This is a genomic window from uncultured Roseovarius sp., from assembly GCF_947259555.1.
In the GTDB taxonomy this organism is placed as follows: Bacteria; Pseudomonadota; Alphaproteobacteria; order Rhodobacterales; family Rhodobacteraceae; genus Roseovarius.
Map to the genome: position 1 here is coordinate 1 of NZ_CAMYMD010000064.1, position 14,180 is coordinate 14,180.

The following is a 14,180-nucleotide window of genomic DNA, read 5'->3' on the forward strand; positions in this document are numbered from 1 at the left end:
CAAATCCGAAAAACTCTAATTGGCGCGCTGACTTAGACAAATCGCCAGTCCGTGGGGGCGGCCTGGCAATGGCGCGGCGGCCTTCGGCCTTGATTCCGCGCCGGGGCTGCTGATCGGCTGTCCGCTCAAGGCCAAGCCAAGCCGAAGTTCGTTTCTAACGCAATCGACGGTCTGGGCTCGAAGCGGTCACTGCGCTCCGAGCCGACTGCGTGTTCTCACGTGCAACATTTTCTGCAAGGGGCTGGCCAAATGGTGGGGCCTTTCGGTTTTTCGGGCGGGTCTCAACGGGTATTTGAGCCAGGAAGAAAAAGCGGTGTCAGCCTTTGGCCGTGTTGCGCAGCGTGTCCAGGGGAATGTGGCAACGAATCCTGTGGCCATCTCCGGCCTCTTGCCATGGCGGCGCGTCCGTTTCGCAGATTGTCCCGCATTTGACCGGACAGCGGCGTTGAAACGGGCAGCCGAGCGCGGGGGGCGACATCTCGGCAATGTCCTGTGCCAGAAGCCGCGGCGCGTGGTCGGGATCGGGTTCGAGCACCGCACCAAGAAGCACCTCTGTATAGGGGTGTGACGGGGCACCATAGACCGAGGCCGCAGGCCCGACCTCGCAGAGCCGGCCCTGATAGAGCACCGCCACACGGTCCGACAGGGCGCGCACCACTGTCAGATCGTGACTGACGAATACAAAGGCGGTGCCGTGCTGCGCCTTGAGATCATTGAGCAGCTCCAGAACGGCAGCCTGCACAGAGACATCGAGCGCCGATGTGATCTCGTCGCAGAGCACGATCTCGGGTTCGGCGGCAAAGGCGCGGGCGACGGCGACGCGCTGTTTTTCCCCGCCCGATAGCTGCCCGGGACGGCGGTCGATGTAATGCGGACCGAGGCGCACGGTGTCGAGCAAGCCTGTGATACGCTCCGTCAGAGCGCGGTCTTTCAGTCCAAAATAGAGCCGGAGAGGCTGAGTGAGAATGTCGCCCACTGTTTGGCGTGGATTGAGGCTGTCATCGGGGTTTTGAAAGATCATCTGGACCCGTCGGCGGTGATCCGGGCGGCGGTGTTCCACATTCGGCTTGAGGGCTGTTCCGCAGCCCAGTTCGATCCGACCGGACGCAGGGGGCAGCAGACCGGCGATGCTCTTGAGAATGGTGGACTTGCCGCTGCCGGATTCGCCGACGAGACCCAGTGTCTCGCCCGCCATCAGGTCGAGGTCGATATCCGCGACCGTGGCAGGCGGGCGCGCCGCGCCGCGCAAGCGCGCCAAAGGACCGGGGCGGTCATATCGGATCGTTATGTCCTCGAGCCGCAGCGCGACGGGGCTGCCGTCAGAGCAGCACGTGATCGGCGCGCCGGATGCGCCGGTGTCGATCTTGTGCACCTCTGTGGGATAGAGGCAGCGCGTCATTTGCGCGTCATTCCCCGCGATCATCGCGGGGCGGGCGGCGTGGCACGCCCCGGTCGCGATCGGACACCGCTCTGAAAAGGCACATCCCGCCCGCTCGCCGCCCGGGGCCGGGGGCCGGCCTTGCAACGCGACAGGCAAGTTGCGGTCGCCGAGGCGGGGGATAGAGGCGAGCAGCCCTCGGGCATAGGGGTGCGCCGGGCGGCGCAGCACGGCAGGTGTCGGCCCGGTCAGCACCGTCTCGCCGGCATAAAGGACCTGCACCCGGTCGCAGACCCGCGCGATCACGCCGAGGTCGTGGCTGACATAGACCATCGCCATGTTGTGCTCCGCCGCCAGATCCCGCAGCAGTTCCAGAAGATGCGCCTGTGTCGTCACGTCGAGCCCGGTGGTCGGCTCGTCAAGCAGCAGCGCGTCCGGCTCTCCCGCGAGCGCCATCGCGATGGCCACGCGCTGCTGTTGTCCGCCCGACAGCTCATGCGGATAGCGGCGCAGGATCGCGGGGGGATCAGGCAGGCGGACCTGGCTCAGAAGATCAAGGGCGCGTGCGGCATGGTTTGCCTCCGGCATCGCGCAAGGCAGGCGCAGCGCCTCTTTGATCTGTGCTCCGATCCGCATCGTGGGGGTCAGGGACTGGCCGGAGTTCTGTGGAATGAGCCCGAGCTGTCCGCCCCTGATCCTGGCAAGCTCTTGCGCGGAGCGGGCGAACATGTCGGCACCGTCATAGATCACCTCGCCGGACAGCCTGCGCAGCCCGTGCTTGAGATAACCCATGGCGGCCAGCGCGAGGGTGCTCTTGCCGGAGCCGCTCTCGCCGACGATGCCAAGGCTCTCGCCACGGCACACGGTCAGATCCACCTCGTGCAGCACCGGCACCATCGCCCCCGACCTGCCTCTGAACCCGACGCAGAGCTTGTGGATGTCGAGGAGCGGCGGCGCTGTCATATCAAACCACCGCCTTGCGGCTCTGATCGAGTCCAAGCGTCTTGGCGAGCGCGTCAGCCGTCAGGTTGATCCCGATGATGAGGCTTGAGAGCGCAACGACCGGCGCGATCACGCCAAGCGGGGCAAGCGACATGTACACGCGTGCATCCGAGATCATCAGACCCCAGTCGGGGCGCGGCGGGGACACGCCAAAGCCCAGAAAGGACAGGGCGGAGAAGCCCAGAAGCATCCATGACCAGCGCATCGCACCCTCGACAAGCAGGGTGTCGGTGACGTTGGGCAAGAGTTCGCGCCGCACGATATCGAGCGGGCGATGCCCGCGCGCGCGCGCAGCAGAGATGAAATCACGCGCGACCACCTCATGTGCCGCGGCGCGCGCCACGCGGATCACGGGAATCCCGAAGAAGAACGCCAGCGTCGGCATGAGAACCTCGCCACCGCTGCCGAAGACGGTGATCAGCACCAGAAGCGGCAGAATTCCGGGGAGCGCCAGAAAGGCATCGACGAGGCGCATCGCGACCTCGTCAATCCAGCCGCCCCGCAGCCCGAGATAAATGCCTGCAAGCCCGCCCCAAAGGAGGGCGATGGGCGTGGCGATACCGGTGACCAGAAGCGCCTCGCGCCCGCCCAGAAGAACGCGCGTCAGCACGTCACGGCCAAGGTGATCTGTCCCGAGCCAATGCGCGCCGGAGGGTCCCGCGAGGGTGTCGAGCGCATTCATCGTCTTGTAATCAAAGGGCACAATCGCAGGGCTGGTGAGCGCCAGCAGCAGGTGCACCGTCACCAGTGTCAGGCCGATGGCACCCGAAGGCCGTGCGAGCATGTCGCGCAAGATGATCTGGCCGCGGCTCACCCTTGTCTCATCCGATGACTGCGCAGGCGCGGATTGAGCGCGAGGCTGAGAATGTCAGCCACGAGGTTGACGCCCACATAGGTCGCCGCGACGATCAGGGTGATGGCCTGTACCACTGGCAGGTCGCGGCCCGAGATCGCATCGACCAGCAAGCGCCCGAGGCCGGGATAATTGAACACGACCTCAACCACGACAACCCCGCCGAGGAGCCAGGCCACGGTAAGGGCGATCACGTTGATGGCGGGCAGCAAGGCGTTGGGCAGCGCATGGCGCAACACGATCCGCCAATAGGGCACGCCCTTGAGCGTGGCCATCTGCACGTAGTCGCTGGCCATCGCATCAATCACCGACGAGCGCACCATGCGCATCACATGCGCCACCATGAGCATCGTCAGGACGAGGGCGGCCAGTATGAATTCGGGAAAAAATTCCAGAGGTTGTGCATCTGCGGGTGTCAGGACGATCGCGGGCACCCAGCCCAGCCAGATCGCGAAGACGAGGATCAGGATGGTGGCGGCGACAAATTCGGGGATGGTCATGGCAAAGATCGCACCCGTGGAGAACAGGATATCCACCCAACTGTCGCGCTTCAGGCCCGCCAGCGTGCCGAGACAAATGGCCAGCGGGATCCCCACGCTCAATGCGCCTGCCGCCAGCAAGAGCGAATTGCGAACCCGGTAGCCGACCATCTGGCTGATGCTCTCTTGTCCATTCGCGGAAATTCCGAGATCGCCGTGCAGGGCCGCGCTGGCCCATGACAGGTAGCGCGACAGGGCCGGGTCGTTCAGGCCCATCGCCTGACGGCAGGCTTTCAGGGCGTCGCCGAATGCATCGCGCTCCAGAATGGCGGTGCAGGCGTCGCCAGGCAGGGCCTCGACGCCGAGAAAGATGATCACCGAGACCAGCCAAATGGTGACCAAGCCAAGCATCAAGCGCTTGAAAACCAGTTCCAACATCTGTCCTGTTCCCCCGAAACAGGCCGCAACACCTGACTGCGCCTCGATGCAGCCTAGACCAGGGCCGGACAGCCCGTCGAGCCTTTCTTGGCGGCAAGAGGGCCGTTTTGCTTGGATGGCGCGCGCGTTGCGCAGGCGGCCTCGGCCTATGGTTCGCCTCAAACCCCGAGATGCCGGTCGGTGATTTCGGGCGTGAGGTCGGCAAAGTCACCCTGCCAGACGCTGCGACCCTTTTCGAGGATCACCGCACTATCGGCGACACGGGAGAGCTCGCGCAGGGACTTGTCGATCACCAGAAGTGCCATCCCGGTCTCGGATTTGAGCCGCGCGAGCGCCGCCCATATTTCCTGACGCACCACCGGGGCAAGCCCCTCTGTCGCCTCGTCGAGAATGAGCAGGCGCGGATTGGTCATCAGGGCGCGGCCGATGGCCAGCATTTGCTGCTCGCCGCCGGACAGCGAGGCGGCGACCTGATCCTGTCGTTCGGCGAGGCGTGGAAAGAGCCGTGTGACCGATGCCATGTCCCAAGGCCCAGACCGTGCCGCCGCAATCAGGTTTTCACGCACCGTCAGCCCGGCAAAGCAGCGCCGCCCCTCGGGGACCAGACCGATACCCGCGCGGGCGGCGCGATGGGCCGGCATCCCGGCAAGGTCACGCCCGGCAAACCGGGCCTGCCCGCCACTGTGGCGCAACAGGCGGCAGATCACCTTGACGGTGGTCGACTTGCCCATGCCGTTGCGCCCCATCAGCGCGAGCACTTCGCCCTCCGCGATGCTCAGGTTGACATCGAAGAGCGCCTGACTTGCGCCATATGACGCGGAGACGTTGGTCAGCGACAGGAGGGTCATGGGAGGGGCACGTCCGTGTCGTCTTCGCCGAGATAGGCGATCCGCACTTCCGGGTCACGGCGTATCTCGTCTACCGTTCCGGTTGCGATTATCTTGCCGTAGACAAGCACGCTGATCCGGTCGGCTAGCGCGAATACAGCGTCCATGTCATGTTCGACCAGCAGGATCGGCGCCTCTCGGCGCATCCCGTCCAGCAATGTTGTCAGGTTGCGCGTCCCCTCGGCCCCCAGGCCGGCCATTGGTTCGTCCATCAAAAAGACGCGCGGCGCGAGGGTAAGGGCGATGGCGACTTCCAGTTGGCGGCGCTGACCATGAGAGAGCTCGGCACAGCGGGTATGGCGTGCCGCGATGAGACCCACGGTTTCGAGCGCCGACTCGGCGCGCGCGCGCAAATCGGTGTCGCGCATGACCGGCGTGAAGAAACGCACCACATCACCACGTTGCCCGAGCGCGCCCAGCATCGCGTTCTCCAGGACCGTGTAATCCATCGGCAGCGCCGAAATCTGAAAGCTGCGCGCCATGCCGAGGCGCGCGCGCGCGGCGGTGTCGAGGGCGGTGACATCTCGCCCGTCAAACACGATGCGGCCGGCATCGGGGCGCAGCGCCCCGGCAATCTGCGCGATCAACGTGGATTTGCCCGCACCATTCGGGCCGATGAGCGCATGGATTTCGCCAGACCTCAGATCCAGCGTGATATCGTGGCTGGCGGTGAGCGCACCAAAGCTCTTGGTCAGCCCGCGTATGTCAAGCACCGGCTCAGTCATGTGCTGCCGCCCGTCCTGCGATCATGCCGTAGAGCCCCCCGCGCGCAAAGAGCACGGTGCCCAGCAAGAGCGCGCCGAGATAGATGTGCCAATACTCGCTGAGCCCGCCGAGGACGTGTTCGAGCAGGATAAAGAGCGCCGCGCCCGCCACCGGGCCAAACACGCGACCGACACCGCCGAGGATCACGAAAACCATGATCTCGCCCGAGGTCTGCCACGAGAACATAACCGGGCTGACAAAGCGGTTGAGATCGGCAAAAAGCGCGCCCGAAAGCCCGGTGATCGCGCCCGAGATGGTGAACGCGATCAGGTACAGGCGATAAGGCCGCGTGCCCACGGCCTCGACCCGCGTCTCGTTTTGCCGCGCAGCCCCCAGCATCAGGCCAAAGGGCGAGCGTGCAAGCCGCGCGGTGAAAAACAGCACACCAGCCAAGAGCACGTAGCACACCGCGAAGAACTGGATCGGGTCCATGGTGTTGAGGCCGAAAAAACCGTTGCGCACATAGATCGACAGCCCGTCCTCGCCGCCATAGGCAGGCCACGAGATCGCGAAGTAATAGAACATCTGTGAAAACGCGAGGGTGATCATGATAAAGTAGACCCCCGTCGTGCGCAGGCTCAGCGCGCCGACCCCAAGCGCCACGAGGCCCGAGACAAGCGTCGCCACCAGCCAGATCACCGGCATGGATTTGGTCCCCTCGATCGTCATCGGCCAATCTGCTACCGGCGTGTAGGTTTGGGCATGGTAGGCAAGAATGCCCATCGCATATCCGCCAAGCCCGAAAAACAGAGCGTGGCCAAAGCTGACCAGCCCGCCAAACCCCAACGCGATGTTGAGGCCGACACCGGCGATGGCGAGGATCACCGCGCGCGTGGTGAGCGTGATCAGAAATGGCTCATCCGTGGCCCATGCCCAGAGCGGGAACAGCAGCAGCACCGCCATCAGCGCCGTATTGAGCAGGTGTTCGCGTGTCATGCGGCGCCCCCAAAGAGGCCGCGCGGCCGGAAAATGAGCACGCCCGCCATCAGGATGTAAATCGCCATCGAGGCCAGAGAGGCACCGACCGAACTGGCCGCTGCGGGCTCCATGAACGTGGCAAACGCCGTTGGCAGCAAGGCGCGCCCGAGCGTGTCGGTCAGCCCGACCAGAAGCGCCCCGACAAAGGCCCCCTTGATCGAGCCGATGCCGCCGATGACGATCACCACGAAGGCCAGAATGAGCACCGGCTCGCCCATGCCCACCTGCACCGATTGCACCGCGCCGATAAGCGCACCGGCAAAGCCCGCAAGCGCGGCGCCAAGCGCAAAGACAAGCGTGTAGAGCGCCGAGATATTGACCCCGAGCGCCGCGATCATCTCGCGGTCATTCTCACCCGCGCGGATGCGGATGCCGAGACGGGTTTTCGAGATCATCGCAAAGAGCGCGGCGGCGATGATCAGCCCCGCCCCGATCATCGCGAGGCGATAGCGCGAATAGTCTATCCCCAACGGCAGGCGCACCGTCCCCGACAGCCAATCCGGCGTATCGAGATAGAGCGGAAAGGACCCAAAGACCCAGCGGGTGCCCTCTGAAAGGATCAGGATAAGTGCAAATGTCGCCAGTACCTGATCGAGGTGATCGCGGTCGTAGAGGCGTCGGATGACAAGCAGTTCGATCAGAACACCCGCCACAGCCGCCGCGATCAGACTGGCCCCGAGTGCCAGCATGAAAGACCCCGTCATGCCCGCGACCCAGGCCGCCGCGAAGGCCCCGATCATATAGAGCGACCCATGCGCCAGATTGATCAGCCCCATGACGCCGAAGATCAGCGTCAGCCCCGCTGCCATCAGAAACAGCATGACCCCGAATTGCAGCCCGTTGAGGGCCTGTTCGATCAGCAGAAGGGCGGACATCGGCCTCGTCAGGTCCGCGCCGGGATGCCGATACGGGCGCCGGTGCCCTCGGGGCGGGGCAGGGCGGCATGCGCGCGCGCCATAGCGGCCACGCGTGTTGCCACATCGTCCGGCATTGGCACCACGCGCGGCCCGGCAAGATCGACATGCAGCGTCAGGCCCTCGCCGGTCGCGGCGATCCATCCATCCTCGTGAAAAAGTTCCTGAAAGAAATGAAATCGCTTGGCGTCATGATCGAGCAGGTGAAAGCTGCTGCGCAACTGGTCGCCCAGCTTGACTTCGCGCAGGTAGCGAATGTGAAACTCGGCGCTGAAGGTGGTCAGATTGCGGCTGGCGCGATAGTCTGGACCAAAGCCCAATTCCTCGAACGCCTCATCGGCACAACGGTCAAAGAGCACAGTGTAGTAGCCCATGTTCATATGGCCGTTATAGTCGATCCAGGCGTCTTCGACCGGATGGAACGAGGACATAAAAGGCAAAGCGTCGGGCATCGGGCCTCCGGTGATCTGCGGTTCGCGGCTCTTTTAGGGGATTTGCGGCTGAAAAGGCAATGGTATGCGCGATCCCGCGATTTCGTGATTGGGAATCCTCGACGCGCTTCTTACCTTGATGGCATCAGAACAAGGAGGCGATCATGGCCATATTGACGAGACGGCGTGCAGTTTTCGGTGCAGGGGCTGTGGTGGCGGGCACGCTTGCGGGGCTCGGCGTGTCGTGGCTCACACCCGGCTTCGAGGAACTTGCCGCGGTGCCGGTCTATGCCGAGGACGGTGTTGCGATCCGGGGGACCGATCCGGTGGCCTATTTCAAGGACGGCATGCCGGTACAGGGCGCACCTGAACATGCGCTGGAGTGGAATGGCGCCACCTGGCATTTCGCAAGCGCCGAGAACCGCGCGGCATTCGAGGCAGACCCGGAGCGCTACGCGCCTCAATATGGCGGGTTCTGCGCCTGGGCTGTGGCCGAAAAGGGCAAGCTCTATTCAACCCAGCCGGAAAACTGGGCGATTGTCGATGACAAGCTCTATCTCAATTTCAACGACGATATCGAGACGCGCTGGCAAGAGGATGTGCCCGGCTTTATCGCACAGGGAGATGCGCGCTGGCCGGAAATCCTCAAGTCCAAGACCTGAGCGGCGTTCCCGGCGCTGACCGGTCTGATTGAGGGGTCTAGCCCCACGGGCCATGCGCCGTGTCTTGCCCGGCCATCTCGCGCAGGGCGCGGATGCGGTTGGCGGGGTTCGGGTGGGTCGAAAACAGCCGGTCATGCGCATGGGTATGCAGCGGGTTGATGATGAACATATGCGCCGTGGCCGGGTTGCGCTCGGCCGCATCGTTGTCGATCCGGGCTGCAAGACCAGAGATCTTTTCCAGCGCCGACGCAAGCCACATCGGATTGCCGCAAATATCGGCCCCGACACGGTCCGCCTCGTATTCGCGGCTGCGGCTGATCGCCATCTGCACGAGCCCCGCCGCCAGCGGCGCAAGGATCATCAGGGCCAATGTGCCGATAAGCCCGAGACCGTTGTTGCGATTGCCGCCAAAGAACAACGCGAAATTCGCCAGCATCGAGATCGCGCCCGCAAACGTGGCGGTGATGGTCATGATGGTCGTGTCATGGTTTCTGATATGGGCCAGCTCATGCGCCATCACGGCGGCCACCTCTTCGCGCGAGAGTTGCTGCAAGAGACCGGTCGTGGCGGCCACCGCCGCATTGGCGGGGTTGCGCCCGGTGGCAAAGGCATTGGGCTGATCGTTGTCGAGGATATAGACCGCCGGTCGCGGCATGCCTGCGCGGTCGGCCATCTCGTGCACCATCTGCTCGAGCGCCGCGCCCTCGGGCCCCGACGCAGGCCGGGCGTTGTGCATGCGCAGCACCATGCGGTCAGAATTCCACCAGCTGAACGCGTTCATCGCGATCGCGATCACCAGAGCGATCATGGCCCCGCCGAAGCCGCCCAGCAATGCACCCAGACCCAGAAAGAGCGCCGTCATCGCCGCCATCAGAATGCCGGTCCGCAGATATCCCATGCTCAACCTCCATTGTCACACCTGCGCTATATGGGCACGCAGGTCGCGCTTGCAACAGGGGCCGCGCGCCCGACGTGATGCGCGAGGGGGCTTTCCCATGCCGGGCAGACCGGTAAGATGCGCAGATGATCATTTCGCCCGGCCGAGGCTATATCTTTGTGCATATCCCCAAGACCGGCGGCACCGCAATGGCGCTGGCCCTCGAAGGCCGTGCGCGCGCCGATGATATCCTGATCGGCGACACCCCAAAGGCGCGGCGCAGGCGCGCGCGCCTCAAGGGCGTGCAAACCCGCGGGCGGCTTTGGAAACACGCCACGCTTGCCGATATAGACGGGCTGAGAAGCCGCGAAGAGATCGCCTCTGCGTTCACCTTCACGCTTGTGCGCAATCCATGGGACCGCATGGTCAGCTACTATCACTGGCTGCTCGGTCAGAGCTTTGATCATCCGGCGGTGCGCCTCGCACAAACCGTTGATTTCAAGACGTTCCTTGCCGCCCCCGAGACACAGGCCGCTGTGACGGCGAGCCCGGTGCGGCACTACATGACCGGCGCCGACGGGCGTGAGCATGGCAGCCTGCATATCCGGCTGGAGCATTTCGACGCCGATGCCGAGCCGCTCTGGGACCATCTGGGATTTCGGCTGAAGCTGAGCCGTGTCAATGCCTCGGATCGCGGCGACTACCGCGAGTACTACGGACAGGCAGAGGTGCGAATCGTGGCGCGCTGCGCGGCTGAGGATATCGCGCGGTTTGGATACCGTTTCTGAATCTCCTTGCGGATTGCCCCGGTTTTCCGGCCAATCCGGCGCTCGGTGCCGGGTTGTTCCCGGTGGCTCAACGCTGCCTCATTTTCGCCGCAAACGGGGCAATATCGGGTCATGTTAAGCAGCTTCCTGGTTGGTGGATAAGAGTGTGGTCCGGCTCGTCAGACCGGGACGCGTTGTGAAAGCTGAGGAGAGAGACCTGTATGCTGGGCTGGATTGGCACGAGAGCGGATGGGTCACCGGCGTGGCAGGACGACGAGCCTGTCGCAGTGCAAAGCGGATTGTTGCACGGCACACGGGTGGCCACGGGACAGGGATGGCGCCCGGTGCAGGCGCTCTGTGCAGGTGATCTTGTCGTGACATTCGACGCGGGCATGCAGCCCTTGACCGGGGTGACGCGTCATCCGGTCTGGACCGGCGGCGCACCCTGTCCCTCGCAATTCTGGCCGTTGGAGCTGTCACGCGGGACGCTTGGCAATCGTGGTCCCGTCCGGATCATGCCGCGACAGGCCATTTTGATCGAAAGCGATCTCGCGGAGACGCTTTGGGGAGACCCTTTCGCGCTTTTGCCGGGGGCGGCGCTCTCGGATCTGCATGGCGTGCACCGTGTGACACCGGGGCCCGGCGCGGAGGTGGTGGCCCTGCATTTCGAGACGCAACAGATCGTTTTCGCGGAGCATGGCGCGATGTTTCTCTGCCTGCCGTCGCGCGGCCTTCTTGACTATGCCGGCAGCGACGACGCCGCGTGGTCGTATCAGGTTCTGTCGCTTGATCAGGCGCGGTTGCTCGTGTCGGAGATCAACGGCGATCCGTTGGCGGGCCAACCCGGCCGCACCCTGTCAGAGCGCAGGCACGCACCGGCCTGAGGACCATGGCCGCCGAGCCGGAGGGCGCGGAGCCGAATTTGCGCTTGGAACTGCAGGCCGGTTGAGGTCTTATGGCGGCGTTCCAACGTCCGAAGGAGACACCGCCCCATGACCGATCCGCGCCGTTCTTATGCGACCCCAGATGGCGGGTTGCCGCCCCAGAGCCAGCTCCTGAGCGACCGCGCGGTCTTTACCGAAGCCTACGCGGTGATCCCGCGCGGGGTGATGCGCGATATCGTCACCAGTTTCCTGCCGCATTGGAGCAAGACCCGTCTTTGGGTGATCGCTCGTCCAATGAGCGGTTTCGCCGAGACATTCTCGCATTACGTGATGGAAGTCTCGCCCGGCGGCGGCAGTCCCCGGCCCGAACCCGATGCCGAGGCCGAGGGCGTGCTGTTCGTCACCGCTGGTGAGGTGGGGCTCGAGATCGAGGGCCGGGCGCATGTCCTGACATCGGGGGGCTATGCGTATCTTCCGCCGGGGTGCGATTGGCAGCTGGACGCGCGCGGCGACGTGCCTGCGGTGTTTCACTGGATTCGCAAGGCCTATGAGGCCGTCGAGGGGCTGGACCGCCCGGAGGCGGTGGTGACCAATGAAAACGACATCGACCCGACGGCGATGCCGGACTGCGGCGGCGCATGGGCCACCACACGGTTTGTCGATCCCGAGGACATGCGCCACGACATGCATGTCACGATCGTCACCCTGCAACCGGGCGCGGTGATTCCTTTCATGGAAACCCACGTGATGGAGCACGGCCTGTATGTGCTCGAAGGCAAGGCCGCCTACCGGCTCAATCGTGATTGGGTCGAGGTGGAGGCGGGCGATTACATGTGGTTGCGCGCCTTTTGCCCGCAGGCGTGCTACGCGGGCGGGCCCGGCCCGTTCCGATATCTTCTCTACAAGGACGTGAACCGACACATGGCTCTCTGAGGGGGCGCCGCCCCCTTGCCTCCCGGAGTATTTGGCCCCCCTGAGTATTTGCGGAACGGTGAAGCCGGGCCGCAAGCAACATTTGATCAAATTATGTTTCGGGGGTGGCTTTCCCTTCCGGCCCGCTACAATGTCAGGCTCATTGACCTGTCATGTCGGAGAGCCCCATGTCGCAAGACCCTGTTCGCATCGCCATCAACGGGTTTGGCCGGATTGGCCGCACGATCCTGCGCATCCTGATGCGGCAAGGGACGGAATTCGAGCTGGTATGCATCAACGACATCGAGCCCTTGGCAACCTGTGCCTATCTGTTTCAGTATGACAGCGTTTTCGGCCCGTGGCCCGGTGAGGTCTCCACGCGCGAGGGGCTCCTGGTGGTGGATGGGCGCGAGATCCCGTTTCATGCCGCGCGCGATCTGAGCGTGCTGGATCTGACCGGCGTCGATCTGGTGCTGGAATGCACCGGCATGGGCGGCGCGCGGGCCGTGGCCGAACGCGGCCTTGCGGCCGGGGCGCGGGCGGTTCTGGTGTCGGGGCCCTCGGCAGAGGCGGATGCGACGCTGGTCATCGGTGCCAATGACGGCGATCTCGGCGATCACCGGATCGTGTCGAATGCCTCCTGCACGACAAATGCGCTCGCCCCGCTGGCACGGCTTCTGGATGAGGCTTACGGCATCGTGAGCGGGCAGATGACTACCGTGCATTGCTATACCGGCAGCCAGCCCACCGTGGACAAGCCGCGCGACGTGCCGGAACGCAGCCGCGCCGCCGCGCTGTCGATGGTGCCCACCACGACAAGCGCGCAGCATCAGACCGGGCTGGTCTTGCCCGGCCTTGCCGGCCGGATCGAGGCGCGCGCTATTCGCGTTCCGGTGGCGAGCGTCTCTTGCATTGATCTGGTGGTGCAAACCCGGGCTGAGGTGACGGCGCTTGACGTGAACGAGATGCTCATGGCCGGGGCGGAAACACATGGCTGGCTCGGCTGGACCGAGGCGCCGCTGGTGTCGTCCGATCTGCGCGGACGGCCCGAAAGCCTGATCATGTCCGGGCCGCAGACCTCGGTCTCGGTCGGCGGTCTGATCCGGGTTTTCGGTTGGTATGACAACGAATGGGGGTTTTCCTGCCGGATGCTCGATATGGCAGGGCTGATCGGGCGGCGGGGCAGGGCCGCCGCCCGAGTTGGTCGATGACTATTTGCGCAGGGTCACATTTGCGAACCCCATCGCGCGCAGCCGGTTCGCCCCCGATGTCAACTGCGCCTGAGTGCTGAAGGGGCCGGCGAGCACCACCGTCAGCTCGCGCCCGCTGCGCGTCAGCGTTCCACGGCGCGCAGGAAGACCAGAGCGCGCGATGCGCTGCGCCGCTGCCCGTGCCTGAGCGGCGTCGGCAAAGATCCCGGCCTGCGCGTAACGATGGCTCGCTGTGGCCTTTGCTGCGGCCTTTGTCGTCGCCCGTGTGGCCGGAGCGGAGCGGGTCGAGACCGTGACCTTGCGAGGGGCGGCGGCAACCTGCGGCTTTGCCCTGTTGGCCGCGACACGACGCGTGGTCTGCGGATCGCTCACCACACGCCCTTGGGTTGAGACAGTTACCCCGGCCGCGCGCTGCGCCTCAAAGCTGGTGTAGGGCGGTTGCAGGCCAGGATATTTGTGGATCACATCCGCCCCGGTGCGCCGGTCAATCAGGCGTCGCGGCACGGTGTTCGTCCACATCACGCTGCTCTGATCCATGCCTGCAAAGGTCTGATGCGCGCGTTGCGGATTGAGGCGGTCATCCTCCCAGACCGGTTGCATGCCCGGCGGGACATGGACCCCGGCAAGGCTCGTCTTTTGCCTGGCGTAGACCCGCGCCGGTGCGACCCGGGTGCGCGGCGAAACCGTCTCGCGGGTCGCCCGCATGCCCGGCTTGGGCGCCGAGCGTATGGCCGCCGGCTGC

At 64.8% G+C, this 14,180-nt stretch carries 15 protein-coding genes; 5 read left to right on the forward strand and 10 right to left on the reverse strand.

Features of this window, described 5'->3' with window-relative positions:
- Window positions 1–316: 316 nt before the first annotated feature.
- The 8 genes from Q0X85_RS10675 to Q0X85_RS10710 form a co-directional block, all read right to left on the reverse strand.
- On the reverse strand, window positions 317–2,341 hold the full coding sequence (locus Q0X85_RS10675) for a dipeptide ABC transporter ATP-binding protein (protein WP_297771922.1): 2,025 nt from the start codon (window positions 2,339–2,341) through the stop codon (window positions 317–319).
- 1 nt (window position 2,342) lies between these two features.
- The gene (locus Q0X85_RS10680; protein WP_297771924.1) at window positions 2,343–3,194 is read right to left on the reverse strand and encodes an ABC transporter permease; all 852 of its coding nucleotides are present in this window, start codon (window positions 3,192–3,194) and stop codon (window positions 2,343–2,345) included.
- Window positions 3,191–4,150 (reverse strand): ABC transporter permease, encoded by a 960-nt coding sequence (locus Q0X85_RS10685; protein WP_297771925.1) that lies wholly within the window; start codon window positions 4,148–4,150, stop codon window positions 3,191–3,193. The genes Q0X85_RS10680 and Q0X85_RS10685 overlap by 4 nt, the downstream gene beginning before the upstream one ends.
- Before the next feature lie 158 nt (window positions 4,151–4,308).
- Window positions 4,309–4,998 (reverse strand): ABC transporter ATP-binding protein, encoded by a 690-nt coding sequence (locus Q0X85_RS10690; RefSeq protein ID WP_297771926.1) that lies wholly within the window; start codon window positions 4,996–4,998, stop codon window positions 4,309–4,311.
- Complete coding sequence (locus Q0X85_RS10695) at window positions 4,995–5,762, reverse strand: ABC transporter ATP-binding protein (protein ID WP_297771927.1); 768 nt, start codon at window positions 5,760–5,762, stop codon at window positions 4,995–4,997. Before Q0X85_RS10695 ends, Q0X85_RS10690 begins: the two co-directional genes overlap by 4 nt.
- A complete protein-coding gene (locus tag Q0X85_RS10700; protein WP_297771928.1) occupies window positions 5,755–6,738 on the reverse strand; it encodes a branched-chain amino acid ABC transporter permease in 984 nt (327 codons plus the stop codon). The genes Q0X85_RS10695 and Q0X85_RS10700 overlap by 8 nt, the downstream gene beginning before the upstream one ends.
- On the reverse strand, window positions 6,735–7,655 hold the full coding sequence (locus tag Q0X85_RS10705; protein WP_297771929.1) for a branched-chain amino acid ABC transporter permease: 921 nt from the start codon (window positions 7,653–7,655) through the stop codon (window positions 6,735–6,737). The genes Q0X85_RS10700 and Q0X85_RS10705 overlap by 4 nt, the downstream gene beginning before the upstream one ends.
- Before the next feature lie 8 nt (window positions 7,656–7,663).
- A complete protein-coding gene (locus Q0X85_RS10710) occupies window positions 7,664–8,146 on the reverse strand; it encodes a thioesterase family protein (RefSeq protein WP_297771930.1) in 483 nt (160 codons plus the stop codon).
- Between the two features lie 143 nt (window positions 8,147–8,289).
- Between Q0X85_RS10710 and Q0X85_RS10715 the strand changes: the two genes are divergently transcribed.
- Window positions 8,290–8,787, forward strand: coding sequence for a YHS domain-containing (seleno)protein (locus Q0X85_RS10715; protein WP_297771931.1), 498 nt, complete (start codon window positions 8,290–8,292; stop codon window positions 8,785–8,787).
- Between the two features lie 37 nt (window positions 8,788–8,824).
- Here the strand turns inward: Q0X85_RS10715 and htpX are convergent, their stop codons facing one another.
- Window positions 8,825–9,685, reverse strand: a complete 861-nt coding sequence (gene htpX, locus Q0X85_RS10720; RefSeq protein WP_297771932.1) for a zinc metalloprotease HtpX — start codon at window positions 9,683–9,685, stop codon at window positions 8,825–8,827.
- A gap of 125 nt (window positions 9,686–9,810) precedes the next feature.
- Here htpX and Q0X85_RS10725 point away from each other — a divergent pair, with 125 nt between their 5' ends.
- From Q0X85_RS10725 to Q0X85_RS10740, 4 genes are all read left to right on the forward strand, one after another.
- Window positions 9,811–10,452 (forward strand): sulfotransferase family 2 domain-containing protein, encoded by a 642-nt coding sequence (locus Q0X85_RS10725; protein ID WP_297771933.1) that lies wholly within the window; start codon window positions 9,811–9,813, stop codon window positions 10,450–10,452.
- Window positions 10,453–10,652: 200 nt separating this feature from the next.
- Window positions 10,653–11,315, forward strand: a complete 663-nt coding sequence (locus Q0X85_RS10730; RefSeq protein ID WP_297771935.1) for a Hint domain-containing protein — start codon at window positions 10,653–10,655, stop codon at window positions 11,313–11,315.
- 108 nt (window positions 11,316–11,423) lie between these two features.
- Window positions 11,424–12,248 (forward strand): bifunctional allantoicase/(S)-ureidoglycine aminohydrolase, encoded by an 825-nt coding sequence (locus Q0X85_RS10735; protein ID WP_297771937.1) that lies wholly within the window; start codon window positions 11,424–11,426, stop codon window positions 12,246–12,248.
- A gap of 167 nt (window positions 12,249–12,415) precedes the next feature.
- Window positions 12,416–13,438: a glyceraldehyde 3-phosphate dehydrogenase NAD-binding domain-containing protein gene (locus Q0X85_RS10740; protein ID WP_297771939.1), complete on the forward strand. Its 1,023-nt coding sequence runs from the start codon at window positions 12,416–12,418 to the stop codon at window positions 13,436–13,438.
- Here Q0X85_RS10740 and Q0X85_RS10745 read toward each other — a convergent pair.
- A partial coding sequence (locus tag Q0X85_RS10745; protein WP_297771941.1) for an SPOR domain-containing protein occupies window positions 13,439–14,180 on the reverse strand: 742 nt, incomplete at its 5' end.